The 13,132-nt window shown below is 63.6% G+C and carries 14 protein-coding genes; 10 read left to right on the top strand and 4 right to left on the bottom strand.

What is annotated here, in order from left to right; genetic code table 11:
• The first annotated feature begins 15 nt into the window (after window positions 1–15).
• Window positions 16–1,344, top strand: coding sequence for a C4-dicarboxylate transporter DctA (gene dctA / locus VK92_RS12710; protein ID WP_048021194.1), 1,329 nt, complete (start codon window positions 16–18; stop codon window positions 1,342–1,344).
• Window positions 1,345–1,368: 24 nt separating this feature from the next.
• Here the strand turns inward: dctA and VK92_RS12705 are convergent, their stop codons facing one another.
• The 3 genes from VK92_RS12705 to VK92_RS12695 form a co-directional block, all read right to left on the bottom strand.
• On the bottom strand, window positions 1,369–2,151 hold the full coding sequence (locus VK92_RS12705) for a substrate-binding domain-containing protein (RefSeq protein WP_048021192.1): 783 nt from the start codon (window positions 2,149–2,151) through the stop codon (window positions 1,369–1,371).
• A gap of 54 nt (window positions 2,152–2,205) precedes the next feature.
• Complete coding sequence (locus VK92_RS12700) at window positions 2,206–3,501, bottom strand: MFS transporter (RefSeq protein WP_048021190.1); 1,296 nt, start codon at window positions 3,499–3,501, stop codon at window positions 2,206–2,208.
• A 337-nt stretch (window positions 3,502–3,838) separates the two neighbouring features.
• The gene (locus VK92_RS12695; protein WP_048021188.1) at window positions 3,839–4,372 is read right to left on the bottom strand and encodes a winged helix-turn-helix transcriptional regulator; all 534 of its coding nucleotides are present in this window, start codon (window positions 4,370–4,372) and stop codon (window positions 3,839–3,841) included.
• A 194-nt stretch (window positions 4,373–4,566) separates the two neighbouring features.
• On the opposite strand from VK92_RS12695, the gene VK92_RS12690 reads away from it, so the two are divergent.
• The 7 genes from VK92_RS12690 to VK92_RS12665 all read left to right on the top strand — a co-directional run bounded on the left by VK92_RS12690 (window position 4,567) and on the right by VK92_RS12665 (window position 10,593).
• Window positions 4,567–5,697 carry an NmrA family NAD(P)-binding protein gene (locus VK92_RS12690; RefSeq protein ID WP_231616442.1) on the top strand — a complete coding sequence of 377 codons (1,131 nt, stop codon included), beginning with the start codon at window positions 4,567–4,569 and terminating at the stop codon, window positions 5,695–5,697.
• Between the two features lie 69 nt (window positions 5,698–5,766).
• Complete coding sequence (locus tag VK92_RS12685; protein ID WP_048021184.1) at window positions 5,767–6,369, top strand: hypothetical protein; 603 nt, start codon at window positions 5,767–5,769, stop codon at window positions 6,367–6,369.
• A gap of 70 nt (window positions 6,370–6,439) precedes the next feature.
• Window positions 6,440–7,648 (top strand): alpha/beta fold hydrolase, encoded by a 1,209-nt coding sequence (locus tag VK92_RS12680; protein ID WP_231600480.1) that lies wholly within the window; start codon window positions 6,440–6,442, stop codon window positions 7,646–7,648.
• Between the two features lie 497 nt (window positions 7,649–8,145).
• Window positions 8,146–8,472 carry a hypothetical protein gene (locus VK92_RS41705; protein ID WP_124589586.1) on the top strand — a complete coding sequence of 109 codons (327 nt, stop codon included), beginning with the start codon at window positions 8,146–8,148 and terminating at the stop codon, window positions 8,470–8,472.
• Between the two features lie 156 nt (window positions 8,473–8,628).
• Window positions 8,629–9,342: a PadR family transcriptional regulator gene (locus VK92_RS12675; protein WP_048021182.1), complete on the top strand. Its 714-nt coding sequence runs from the start codon at window positions 8,629–8,631 to the stop codon at window positions 9,340–9,342.
• A 37-nt stretch (window positions 9,343–9,379) separates the two neighbouring features.
• The gene (locus VK92_RS12670; RefSeq protein ID WP_048021180.1) at window positions 9,380–10,201 is read left to right on the top strand and encodes a siderophore-interacting protein; all 822 of its coding nucleotides are present in this window, start codon (window positions 9,380–9,382) and stop codon (window positions 10,199–10,201) included.
• A gap of 167 nt (window positions 10,202–10,368) precedes the next feature.
• On the top strand, window positions 10,369–10,593 hold the full coding sequence (locus VK92_RS12665; RefSeq protein WP_021157500.1) for a hypothetical protein: 225 nt from the start codon (window positions 10,369–10,371) through the stop codon (window positions 10,591–10,593).
• Between the two features lie 23 nt (window positions 10,594–10,616).
• Here VK92_RS12665 and VK92_RS12660 read toward each other — a convergent pair whose 3' ends face one another.
• Window positions 10,617–11,198, bottom strand: coding sequence for an undecaprenyl-diphosphatase (locus VK92_RS12660; protein ID WP_021157499.1), 582 nt, complete (start codon window positions 11,196–11,198; stop codon window positions 10,617–10,619).
• A gap of 443 nt (window positions 11,199–11,641) precedes the next feature.
• On the opposite strand from VK92_RS12660, the gene VK92_RS12655 reads away from it, so the two are divergent.
• Together VK92_RS12655 and VK92_RS12650 are read left to right on the top strand one after the other, a co-directional pair.
• Window positions 11,642–12,382 carry an acetoacetate decarboxylase gene (locus tag VK92_RS12655; RefSeq protein WP_021157498.1) on the top strand — a complete coding sequence of 247 codons (741 nt, stop codon included), beginning with the start codon at window positions 11,642–11,644 and terminating at the stop codon, window positions 12,380–12,382.
• Window positions 12,383–12,434: 52 nt separating this feature from the next.
• A partial coding sequence (locus VK92_RS12650; protein WP_048468172.1) for a 3-hydroxybutyrate dehydrogenase occupies window positions 12,435–13,132 on the top strand: 698 nt, incomplete at its 3' end.

Raw genomic sequence — 13,132 nt, 5'->3', positions numbered from 1 at the left:
AAGGAAGACCGGACAGTGAGGTTGGCCAGGCCGCTTGGATCGCTTTACGTGCAGGTTCTGCTCGCGATGATGCTCGGCATGGGCATCGGTCACGCGTGGCCCGCGGCGGGCACGATGCTCAAGCCCCTCAGCGATGCGTTCGTCGGCCTGGTCAAGATGACCATCGCGCCGATCGTCTTTTGCACGATCGTCTCGGGCATCACGTCGCTGGCGAACGGGAAGGCGATCGGCCGCACGATCGTGCGGGCACTGGCGCTCTTCTATCTGTTGACCGCCGCTGCGCTCGCGCTCGGACTCGTCACCGCATATGTGCTGCAGCCCGGCGCCGGCATGCACGTCGATGTCCACCACCTGGATCCAGGCATCCTCGCTCCGTATGCGAAGCATGCGGAGCCGCGGGGGCTTGTCGCGTTCGGGCTGAGCGTGATTCCGGACACGATGCTCGGCGCGTTCGCCAAAGGCGAAGTGTTGCCGGTGCTGCTGCTGTCGCTGTTGTTCGGCTTCTCGCTGAATGCGCACCCGCGGGCCGGCCGGCCCGTTCTTGCGCTGATCGACGGTGTCGCCCAGGTCGTCTTTCGCGTGCTCGCGATGATCATGCGGCTCGCGCCGCTCGGCGCATTCGGCGCGATGGCGTTCACGGTGGGCCGTTTCGGCATCGGTTCGGTCGGCTCGCTCGCGAAGCTGATGGCGTCCTTCTACGTGGCCTGCGTGCTGTTCGTCGCGCTGGTGCTCGCACCGCTCGCGCGACTGCATGGTTTCGCGCTGTGGCGGCTCCTGCGCTACATGCGCGAAGAATTGCTCATCGTCCTCGCGACGTCGTCCACGGAGCCCGTTCTGCCGCGTCTGATCGTCAAGCTGGAGGCACTCGGCTGCGACAAGGGCATCGTGGGGCTCGTGCTGCCGGCGGGCTATTCCTTCAATCTGGACGGTACCGCGATCTATCTGACGCTCGCGGCATTGTTCATCGCCCAGGCGTGCGACGTGCCGCTCTCCGCGTCGCAGATCGCGGTGATGCTCGCCATCATGCTGCTCACATCGAAGGGGGCGGCCGGTGTGTCCGGTAGCGGGCTGGTCGCGCTGGTCGCCACACTCGCCGTCATGCCCGACCTGCCCGTCGCCGGCGTCGCACTGCTGGTCGGCATCGATCGCTTCATGTCGGAGGCGCGTGCCCTGACCAGCGTGATCAGCAATGCGTGCGCGGTGATCTTCGTTTCGCTGTGGGAAGGTGCGTGCGATCGTACGCGTCTTGCGCAGAGGCTCGCGGCGGGCGGGCCGGCCTCGCCGGACGGGGCCGATGACAACGGTGTCGCGGGAGACGGCGGCGGTGACGGGAAGGCGGTCTGACACCAGCCTTCCCGTCGATCAGGCTCAATGAGCGGAAGCGGAATCCAGCCCGGTCGATTGCACGTCGGCCTGCACGTCGGGCGACGCCAGATAATCGAGCAGCGCCTTCGCTTCCTTCGGATGCTGCGCGCCGACGGGGATGCCGGCAGCGAAGCGCGTGACGGACTGCAGCGATTCGGGAATCTTGCCGACGAAGGTCGCACCGTGGACGGGCAGCAGCTCGCTGACCTGCTGGAAGCCGATTTCGTAGTCGCCGTTCGCGACGACAGACGCCACCGGAATCCGCGGGATCATCTTCGCCTTGGACTTCACCTGCTCCTCGATGCCGAGCTTCCTGAACAACTCGCGTTCGATATACACGCCGCTCGCGCTGTCCGAGTAGGCGATCGACTTCGCGTGCAGCAGCACCTGCTTGAGACCTTCGGCGGTGCTGATGTCGGGCTTTGCCGCGCCGTCGCGCACGACCATGCCGATGCGCGAATCGGCCAGCTCGACGCGGGATCCCGGGATGACCTTGCGTTGCTTGATCAGTTCGTCCAGCGCGTAACCGACCATGATGACGGCGTCGGCGGGCTCGCCGCGCGCGAGCCGGTTCGGAATCGCTTCGGGCGACTTGCCCATCGACGGGCCGAGCGCGGTGTCGAGCGTATTGCCGGTCGTGGACGCGAACCGCGGGCCGAGCAGTTTATAAGCGGCCGTGAAGCCACCCGAGCTCATCACGTGGAGCTCGGCCGCCTGTACGTTGGCCGCAAACGCCGCGGTGGCGACGAGCGCGGTCGCGCAAAATTTCAGGAGCTGATTTCTCATGGTCGTGGTCATGCGAATTCGTGTGGGTGGGTGAGGTTTCGGATGGGCTGAACATCAATGCGCCGGCGTGAGCGTCGCCGTGCGGTGACGGTAGAGCGCGAACGTCGCAAGCAGCGCGCACACCGCGGCGAAACTCATCCAGTAGCCGGGTGCGGCCTTGTCGCCCGTCATGTGAATGAGCCCGGTCGAGATGGCCGGCGTGAAGCCGCCGAACACGGCCGTCGCGAGGCTGTAGGCGAGCGAGAAGCCCGCGACACGCACCTGCACCGGCATCACTTCGGTGAGCGCGACGACCATCGCACCGTTATAGATCCCGTACATGAACGAGAGCCAGAGCAGGACGAGCAGCATGTTGGCGAACGACGGCGCGTGAGCGAGGAACGACAGCGCCGGATAGGCGGTCAGGACGGTGAGCATCGTCATGCCGACCAGCAGCGGCCGACGGCCGAACCGATCGGACAGCGCACCGCCGATCGGCAGCCACACGAAGTTCGACACGCCGACGCAGAGTGTCACGAGCAGGCTGTCGGCGGTGCTCAGATGCAGCACCGTCTTGCCGAAGGTCGGCGCATAGACGGTGATCAGATAGAAGCTCGTGGTGGTCATCGCGACCAGCATCATGCCGGCGACCACGACGCCCCAGTTCTGAACCAGCGTGCCGAACACTTCCTTCATGCCCGGGCGATGCTTGCGCGCCTTGAATTCCTGGGTTTCCTCCAGGTTGCGGCGCAGCATGAAGATGAACGGCACGATCATGCAGCCGACGAAGAACGGCACGCGCCATCCCCAGGTGGCGATCTGCGATGCGCTCAGCCACTGATTGAGCACAAAGCCGAGGCCCGCCGCGATGACGATCGCAACCTGCTGGCTGGCCGATTGCCAGCTGGTGAAGAAGCCCTTGCGGCCGGGCGTTGCCAGCTCGGCGAGATAGACCGATACACCGCCCAGCTCGGCGCCTGCGGAGAAGCCCTGCAGCAGCCGCCCGATCAGTACGAGCACGGGCGCCAGCAGCCCGATCGACGCGTAGCCCGGCACGAACGCGATCAGGATGGTGCCGCTCGCCATGATGGACAGCGTGACGATCAGGCCCTTGCGGCGGCCTACCTCGTCGATGTACGCGCCCAGCACGATTGCGCCCAGCGGCCGCATCAGGAAGCCGGCGCCGAACACGGCGAAGGTCATCATCAACGAAGCGAACTCGCTTTGCGCAGGGAAGAAGACATTGGCGATCTGCGTGGCGTAGAAGCCGAACAGGAAGAAGTCGAACTGCTCGAGAAAATTGCCGGCCGTGACGCGAAAGATCGCGGCGGCCTTCGAACGTTCGGCCGGAAGGCTGGACGAGGGGTGCATCGAGGTGTCTCCTGAAAATCCGGAAATATGCGGGGCGGGACGATTGTCGTTTTCCGGAATGTTCTCCCGGCGTCGATCAAACGATAAGTGCGATTTTTGGAAGAATTGATGCACCGAGGTTATCAATCGACACGGCGCCGCCTGTTTCGATCAGCGCCTGCACGCCGGGCGACGTCGGTGGGCACCACGAGATGTCGAGCTGATCAAGCGAAACACTCGGCGAGGGCCGAGGATGCGCTGCTCGCCAGGATCGCCCACGATCGCCGGCGCAGCATGCTGCCTGACGAGGTGTCCGGGAAGGACCTGATGAAGTTCTACGGAGAAACCCGGGCGACCATCAAGCAGGCGCTCGTCCGCCAGGCGGATCTGCTTTTCGGCGACGCCGGTTACCGTGCGACAGGCGCCAGCGGACCAGCTCGTCTGCACCGGGACCTTCCTGGACCTCCAGATCCGCCGCGTCGGTCCGCTCCCCCGTCTCCTGATCGATAAAGCTCCACCGCACCTCGGCGCCTGTCTTTCGATTCACGAACTTCATCGGAGGCGCCGAAGCGCCGGAAACGTCCAGACTGTCCCCAATCTGGGCAAGTACCGGCATCACCGGGGCGATCTGCCAGCCCTTGTGAGTCAGGAGATATTCAAATCGCTCCGGATTCACCTGATAGCGCCTACGCTCAACGAGGCCGTTGGCCTCCAGATGCTTGAGCCGGTCGCTGAGCGTCGCGTTGGTGATGCCGGACGACTGGCGAAACTCGTCGTACCGGCTGAGCCCGCAGACAAGGTCGCGCAGTATCAGCAAGCCCCATCGGTCGCCGATCGCCGCCATGACGCCGGCAATCGGGCACACCATTCCGTCAAAACCCTTCGAGCGCATGGCCGTTTCCCTGATTAGCCCCGGCGATCGTCGCCGAGAGTGAGTCTCATTATAAGAGTCGCATGAGCGTCGACAGGACGTTTCCCCCCAAGAGCCCGCCGCCTTCCCAGTTCAAGTGCCGAAATATTCTTGTCTTGTGGGACACTCACTCTTATTATAAGAGTGAGTGTCCCACTTGTTGACCGACGTCGTCGGTGAGCGTCCGTAGCATCGAACTCAAGGAACCCATCATGCCTCCTCATGCCCCTTCCAGAATCTTCGTCATCGGCGGTACAGGCGCGCAGGGCCTGCCTGTCATCAGCGCGCTCGTCGCGGACGGCAAGTATTCCGTTCGCGCGTTGAGCCGGGATCCCGATTCCCGGCGCGCCAAGGCGCTGCTCGCACTCGGCAACGTGTCGATCCTGAAAGGCACGTTTGCCGACGAAGCCGTTCTGCGGGCAGGCTTTCGCGGCTGCGACGGTGCGTACGTCAATCTGGACGGGTTCAACACCGGCGAGAAAACGGAGATCTACTGGGCGATACGTTGCTACGAAATCGCGCTGGAAGAAGGCATCGAGTTCTTCGTGTATGGCAACCTCGACTACGCGCTCAAACAGGCCGGCTACGATTCGCGCTTTCGTGCTGGCCACTACGACGGCAAGGGCCGCGTGGGCGAATGGATCCTGTTCCAGAACCAGACGAACCGGGACCGCATGGGCGCGGCCGTGTTCACCACCGGGCCATACATGGAGATGGCCATTTCGGCGAAGACGCCGATGATGCCCTTCGTCGAGAACGGAGTCGTCACCTGGCGCGTGCCGCTCGGCAACGGCGCGGTGCCGCATGTCGCACTGGAGGATTGCGGCTACTACGCGCGCTGGCTGTTCGACCACCCGGAGCGCGCGAACGGCATGGATCTCCAGGTCGCCATCGAGCACGTCGAGTACGGGAAGCTGGCCGAGGCGTTCGAACGGGTAACGGGGCATCCGGCGCGCTACATCGACACGGATCTGGACACTTACTGGAACGGCCCGCTCAAGATGGCGGCGAGCTCGCCCGCCGGATACAACGCGGACCCGAATGACAAGAGCACGATGAGTTTCCGCGACAACTTCACCGGTTTCTGGAACATCTGGAAGCACGGCGTCATCCGACGCGACTACGCGCTACTCGACGAAATCCATCCGAACCGTATCCGGACCGTCGAGCAATGGCTTCGACGCGAAGACGAGCGTGGCCGGCAGCAAGGCAAAGGAAGTCTCTGGGAGCGGGTGCAGCCGGAAACCCTGCTCAAGTCGGTGCCGCTTCTGAAGGTGTCCGAAGACGGCAGAAAGGGCGCGCTTTAATCTACGGCGTCACGTCCATTCGATACCGGTAATTCGATCAATGCTTAGTTAACCTAATTGGATTCGGAAATGAATCAGATCGTCGAGATCCGGAAGAACGGCGGGACGGGCTTGCTGGGTGTGCTGATCGTCTGGGGATTGGCCGTTGCCGCGGCGGCCGAAGCGGGGGTTTATCGAGCGATCTACCCGCTGGGGCTCGCCTGCCTCATTGCCCTCGGTATCGTGGCGCCGGTTGCCGTTTATTCGATGTCCCGGGGCTTTCGCACATACATCGCGACCATCGGGCTAAGAACGCTGACGGCGTTTCATATCTGGCGGATTGCGGCCGCGCTGGTCTTCTTCTGGTACGGGGCGCACGATCTCCTGCCGGAAGCGTTCGTCAGGAACGCGGGATGGGGGGACCTCATCGCGGGGTTGATGGCGTTCGGCGTCACCATGCTGCCGAAAACACGCAACCGGTATCTGATCTTTCATCTGTTCGGGTTCGCAGATTTCGTCGTGGCGGTCGGTACGGGATTGACCTATTTCCTGCTCAACGATCCCCGCATGTCCGGCATCCAGACACTGCCGATGGCATTGATCCCGTTCTACGGTGTCGGAATATCAGGAGCGAGCCACATCATGGCGTTCGACCTGCTGCGCCGCCGCCCGGGCCTCTCGAACGTGCGGTGAAGCTTGCCGAAGCAACGGCACTGGCGCGCCCTGTGCAAAACCGCTTCTTCAATCGGACAAGGAAATCATCGTGAACTTTCGTCGTACCCGTGCCGCAGCCAGCGTGCTGTTCGGCTTGCTGCTGTGCGGCCCCACGTTTGAGGACACCGCGTCGGCGCAGCCCGGTATCCCGTCGGCCGCCTCCGCCGGCGAAGCGACGGCGCCGCGGGACCCGCGCGCGAATCCGACGGCCGTTGAGGCCGATGCCTGGTTCGACAACTACCGGTTCCGGGATGGCGAGACGCTGCCCCGGCTGAGGATCCACTACGCAACGCTCGGCACGCCGCATCGCAATGCCCATGGTGCCGTTGACAACGCCGTCCTGGTCCTGCACTGGACCGGCGCGGACAGTCGAACGCTGCTGAGTCCGACCTACACAAAAGCGCTGTTCGACCGGGGACGTCCACTCGACGCGAATCGCTACTACCTGATTTTTCCCGACAACGTGGGCCACGGCCAGTCGAGCAAACCGAGTGACGGATTAAGGGCGAAATTTCCAAACTACGATTACGGCGACATCGTCGATCTCCAGCACAAGCTGGTGACCGAAACCTTTGGCATCGACCATCTTCATGCGATTCTCGGCATGTCGATGGGCGGCATGAACGCCTGGCAATGGGCGGAAACATATCCCGACATGATGGACGGCGTCATGCCCGTGGTCTCACTACCGATTACGGTCTCGGGCCGCAATCTGCTGTGGCGGCGCATGGTGATCGACGCGATCCGTTCCGATCCCGACTGGAAGAGCGGGGAGTACACGCAAACGCCCCGAGGCTGGGTCCAAGGCTTCGGTGTGTTGCGAATGATGATCGACAGTGCGCCCGCGCTACAGCAGGAAATTCCGGACGGCGCGGCGGCAAGCAAGTTTCTCGCGACCGTGCGCTTCCAGGCGGAGCATGTCGACGCGAACGACATTCTTTATTCGCTCAAGTCGTCGTTTGACTACGATCCCGAGCCAGGGCTTTCCAGGATTCGGGCCAAGCTGTTTGCCCTGAATTTCTCCGACGACGAATTCAACCCCGACACCCTGCGCGTTCTCGAGCGACTTGTGCCAACGCTTCAGCATGGCCGGTATCTGGTGCAGCAGGGCACACCGTCATCGCCGGGCCATTTCACGATGACTCGTCCCGATCTTTGGGCGCGGCATGTGGGCGAATTCATGCAATGGCTGGGCGAGGCACCCACACAAGCGAGTCTTGGCGATATCCGGCCGATTCCGGTTTCAGCCGGCTCATGATGTGTTCTACGAGGGATGGGGCCGTGGCGACCGCTTCTGAATCTCGATGACGCAATTGAGCGGTCTATTGAAGGATCGGCCAGTGGCAGCTACTGGCCGAGACTGCATAAAAGCGCGCTCGATCACCTGGACTGAATCAACCCGTTCCGATGAGAAGCGACGAAGGGGCGTTTTGTCGACGGCGAGGACCGCAAGCAAGTAACGTTGCGTCCCGAATGTCTTGATGACTTCATCGCCGAGGACAAATCACTCCCGCTACACCGTTTGCATGAGTTGAGCAGATCTTCCGATCTGGGCCAGCGAGCGCTCGATCAGTTCGTTAGACTAAGTATCGAGGGACTGCACATTTTCAGGCACAGCAACAACCGAACCCATAAACCCGACGATCAGGTCGGGCGGTTCGATCGCATATCCGCTGGGCGCGAGTACCCGGTTCACGTAGTGCCAGGGCGGCAGCCCCATATTCGGATGCGTCGATCGATATCGCATATGCCGTCATGCAGGGCTTCAACAAAGAGTGCGGCGTTATCGGCGAACCGTCACTGAAATTCAAGAGCGTCGCAATATCGCTCCCCAAAAGACACCGCAAGTTTCGAACCGCGCCACAACTGCGGCGCTCGATGCGCAACGCTCGTACAGTGCCCGGCCAGTTGGCGACCCAGTTGTTACATCGCTCGAACACAATCTTCGCCCCTCCTGCTCGTGGGTTGCTCCAACAAGCGTGGTCACAGCGTCGAGCTGACGACGTCGGCATGCTCGTCTACCGAGGCGGGCAAGCGGATCGACAGATATTCGATGTCTCGGCAAACGAACTCGCCCGCTAAAAACTATTGAAAATACGATCTCAGTAGTTCTGCTCAAGCACCGCAAAAGAGGTCACCTTTTTGCCGGCCCCACCATCCATCCCCAATAAATCCCCTTGACGGCCTATCTTTCGATATATATCTTTAGATATGTTTTCCGACATATAGGACACGATCATGCGACACAACCCTTCCCGCGGCCATGCCCGAAGCGACGGTCATGGTGCGCATGCCCGCCCTGACTGGTTCGCCGGTCTCTGGTACGCGATCGGCCGCCACCGTCGCGGCCACGATCCGTTCGGTGGCGGCGGCCCGTTCGGCGGCCGTGGCGGGCGCGGCGGCTTTGGCGATTTCGGCGACGACGGCATGCCACGCGGCCGCCAGTTCAGCTCCGACGATCTCCAGTTGCTGTTGCTTGCGCTCGTCGCCGAGCAACCGAGCCACGGTTACGAACTGATCAAGGCGCTCGACACGCGTTCGAACGGTTTCTACAGCCCGAGCCCCGGCATGGTGTATCCGGCGCTCACGTATCTCGAAGAAGTCGGCTTCGTCGCGTCGCAGGCGGAAGGCAACCGCAAGCGTTATGCACTGACCGACGCCGGCCGCACCCATCTCGACGCCCAGCGCGAACGGGTCGACACGCTGTTCGCACGCCTCACGCACCTCGCGCGCAAGATGGAGTTCATGCGCCGTGCGTTCGCCGGGGAATCGGCGGGCAACGAAACGCAGGACGAAACGCAAGCAGGCTGGCTGCCGGAGTTCGTCGAGGCGCGCCTCGCACTCAAGCGCGCGTTGCTGCACAAGAGCGCAGCCGGCCCGGATGAACAGCGCCGCGTCGCGGCCATCTTGCGCCGCGCGACGGGCGAAATCGAAGGTGGTACCGGCGCGTGATCCGCGCCGCCCCGTCAAACCTCAGGAGAACGGATTGATGCAGAACACATCCGAGCGCACCGTGACCCGCGTGCGCCACACCCTCAAGTTCCGCTTGCTGCAGGTCCTGCGCGTGCATGCCGTGACGCCGCACCTGCTGCGCGTCACGCTCGGCGGCCCGGATCTCGCGGATTTCGAATCCGCGTCGTTCGACGATCACGTGAAGGTATTTTTCCCGCCGCCCGGCGCCGAACGGCCTGCGATGCCGACGCTCGGCGCGAACGGCCCGGAGTTTCCGGAAGGCGAACCGAGGCCGGTCGCGCGCGACTTCACGCCGCGCCGCTTCGACCGCGCCGCCCGCGAACTCGACCTGGAATTCGTGCTGAACCATCCGGGCCCCGCGTCGCAGTGGGCCGCCCAGGCACGCGTCGGCCAATGGCTCGGTATCGGCGGTCCGCGCGGATCGTTCGTTGTCCCGACCGGTTTCGACTGGCACCTGCTGATCGGCGACGATACGGCGCTGCCGGCCATCGCGCGGCGCCTCGAGGAATTGCCGGCCGGTGCGCGCGCGGTCGTCGTGATGGAAGTCGCGGATCGCACCGCGCAGATCGCGTTCGACACGCGCGCCGACGTGCATGAAATCTGGCGCTTCCGCGCCGAAGCCGACGCCGCAAACGGCGACGAGCTGCTGAATGCCGTGCGCGACCTGCCGCTGCCGCCGTCCGGCGACGGCTACGTGTGGGCGGCAGGCGAAGCGCTGTCGATGCGCGCGGTACGCCAGCACCTGACCGGCGAGCGCGGCGTCGACAAATCGCGCATCCGCGCGGCGGCCTACTGGAAGCGCGGCGCGGCGGCCGTGCACGAAACCCTGGAAGACTGACGGATGCGGGTAGCCGTCAAAGGCGTACCCGGTTGACCGGCGGATGACACAATCGTCGCGTCGGCGCACCAGCGGGCTTGGCACCGCTATCGCGACTGGTATATATCTGTGTGTGCGACGCCGCTGTCGGGCGACAGCCGTCGCAGCCTGCCCAGGAGCGTCCGGTCATGACAAAAGAAAGCCCCGCTTCGCCTTTCCTTCGCAACCTGAAGATCGCCGGCTATTGCGGCCTTGCCGCGGTGGTACTTGCGCTGTTCGTCGCGATGTGCGCGATCCTGAAGGAAAGCGCGCTCGACCGCGACGCCGCGCAACATCCGGCCGATACGCCCGAACTGCACGATGCGGGCGGCGGACCATCCGCATCGGCTGAACCGGCCAGGACACCCGGCTGACGGCGTCCGGCCCGCCCCCCCGCTTACGGCGCGTGCCGGCGCCCCATCACGACTGCATGCACCGAATCGCCGAGCCGTTCGAGCAGCGCGGTCGCGCGTTGTCCGTACAGGTGCGCGGCCAGCGCGCCGGCCGTGCCGACCAGCACGCCGCCCGCCATGTCGAACGGCCAGTGCACGCCCGCATAGATACGCCCCCATGCAATCGCCGCGGCCAACGCGGCCATCACGAACCCGGTGAGCCGGGTCGTGCCGCCGAGCATCAACCCGACTGCCATGCTCCACGCGAACGTCATGTGGTCGCTCGGAAACGAGCTGTCCGGCGCATGCGGAATCAGTTGCGTGCCGACGCCGGCCATGAACGGACGCGGCGAGAACCAGAAATGCCCGATGACCTGCGCGAGCGCGATCGCCACGCACACGCCGACGCCGGCTTCGATCGCCTGGCGCCGCGTCGTGCGTGCGCCGAAGATCCAGGTCAGCAGCAGCATCGCGGGCAGCGCATAGACGAGCCAGTCGGCGGCGAAGATGGCGAGGCGGGCAACGCCCGGCTGCGGCGCAACCCCGGCGTTGATGGCGGAAAAAAGGGTGAGATTGAGGGTCTGCATGAATCCGGTTGCGTGGGGCGTAAAAACTCGGCCGGTTGCCCGGCCTGATACGAACGATGCTAGGGCGCTCCCGCTTAAGCGATGCTTAATGCGGCAGTCGCACGCGACGAAGCCCGCCGCGGCGAACGCACTTAGAGCCTGCACTGCAGCACAAGTTCACACAATTGTCACATTCCCGAGCGACCGCCTCCCGGAAAAGCTCACCTACCATCCCGTAAAGGCTCACCTTTTTCACATCGTGACGTCATCGATGCATGCGAATATCGGGACGCCGGGTGCCGTCCAGGCCGTTTGCATCATTCATCTCAATATTTACGCGTCGAATTCTACGAAATCGGCAACAATTAATTCCACATGCGGCATCGCACAACGGCAACGCACAGGCATAGGATTACGAGCTTACGAGCACTCATCCACGAAGCGATCAACAACAAGGAGTCCGCATGAAACCCAGCGATGTCCGATCGAAAGCGTTTGCGATGCCGTTGACCAGCCCTGCCTTCCCGATGGGCCCTTACCGTTTCGTCGATCGTGAGTTCCTGATCATCACGTATCGCACCGATCCGGACCGTCTCCGCGAAATCGTCCCCGAGCCGCTGCAGGTCACCGAGCCGCTCGTGCATTACGAATTCATCCGCATGGCCGATTCGACCGGCTTCGGCGATTACACCGAAAGCGGCCAGGTCATTCCCGTCGAATACAACGGCCAGCCGGGCGGCTATACGCTCGCGATGTATCTCGACGATCACCCGCCGATCGCCGGCGGCCGCGAACTGTGGGGCTTCCCGAAGAAACTCGCATCGCCCACGCTGCACGTGAACACCGACCACCTCCTCGGCACGCTCGACTACGGCAAGGTGCGCGTCGCGACCGGCACGATGGGCTACAAGCACAAGGAACTCGACATCGACGAGCAGACGAAGCGTCTTGCCGGCCCCAATTTCCTGCTGAAGATCATCCCGCACGTCGACGGCACCGCGCGCGTCTGCGAACTGGTGCGCTACTACATGCAGGACATCAAGATGAAGGGCGCGTGGACGGGCCCCGCATCGCTCGAGCTGGCGCCGCACGCGCTCGCGCCGGTAGCCGACCTCCCCGTGCTCGAAATCGTCGAAGCCCGGCACATCGTCGCGGATTTGACGCTGGGCCTCGGCGAAGTCGTCTACGATTACCTGGCTCAGTAACACGTCCGCAGTCCTTTCTCCCTGTCAAACCTTTCACCACGGGAATTCGAACATGAGCAACCTGAATGGCAAGACCGCAGTCGTCACGGGCGCCGCGAGCGGCATCGGCAAGGAAATCGCACTCGAGCTCGCGAAAGCGGGCGCGGCCGTCGCGATCGCCGACCTGAACCAGGACGGCGCGAACGCCGTTGCCGACGAGATCGTCAAGGCCGGCGGCAAGGCGATCGGCGTCGCGATGGACGTGACGAACGAGGAAGCCGTGAACAGCGGTATCGACAAGGTGGCCGAAACGTTCGGCTCGGTCGACATCCTCGTGTCGAACGCGGGCATCCAGATCGTCAACCCGATCGAGAACTACTCGTTCTCCGACTGGAAGAAGATGCAGGCGATCCACGTCGACGGCGCATTCCTGACGACCAAGGCCGCGCTCAAGCACATGTACAAGGACGATCGCGGCGGTGTCGTGATCTACATGGGTTCGGTGCACTCGCACGAAGCGTCGCCGCTGAAGTCGGCGTACGTGACGGCCAAGCACGGCCTGCTCGGCCTGGCCCGCGTGCTGGCGAAGGAAGGCGCGAAGCACAACGTGCGCTCGCACGTCGTGTGTCCGGGCTTCGTGCGCACGCCGCTGGTCGACAAGCAGATTCCGGAGCAGGCGAAGGAGCTCGGGATCAGCGAAGAGGAAGTCGTGAAGAAGGTGATGCTCGGCAATACGGTCGACGGCGTGTTCACGACGGTGCAGGACGTCGC

The sequence above is a fragment of the Burkholderia sp. LK4 genome (assembly GCF_001043615.1).
In the GTDB taxonomy this organism is placed as follows: domain Bacteria; phylum Pseudomonadota; class Gammaproteobacteria; order Burkholderiales; family Burkholderiaceae; genus Burkholderia; species Burkholderia cepacia.
The sequence above is the reverse complement of the archived record's forward strand: the minus strand, read 5'-3'. Positions and strand labels throughout refer to the sequence as shown.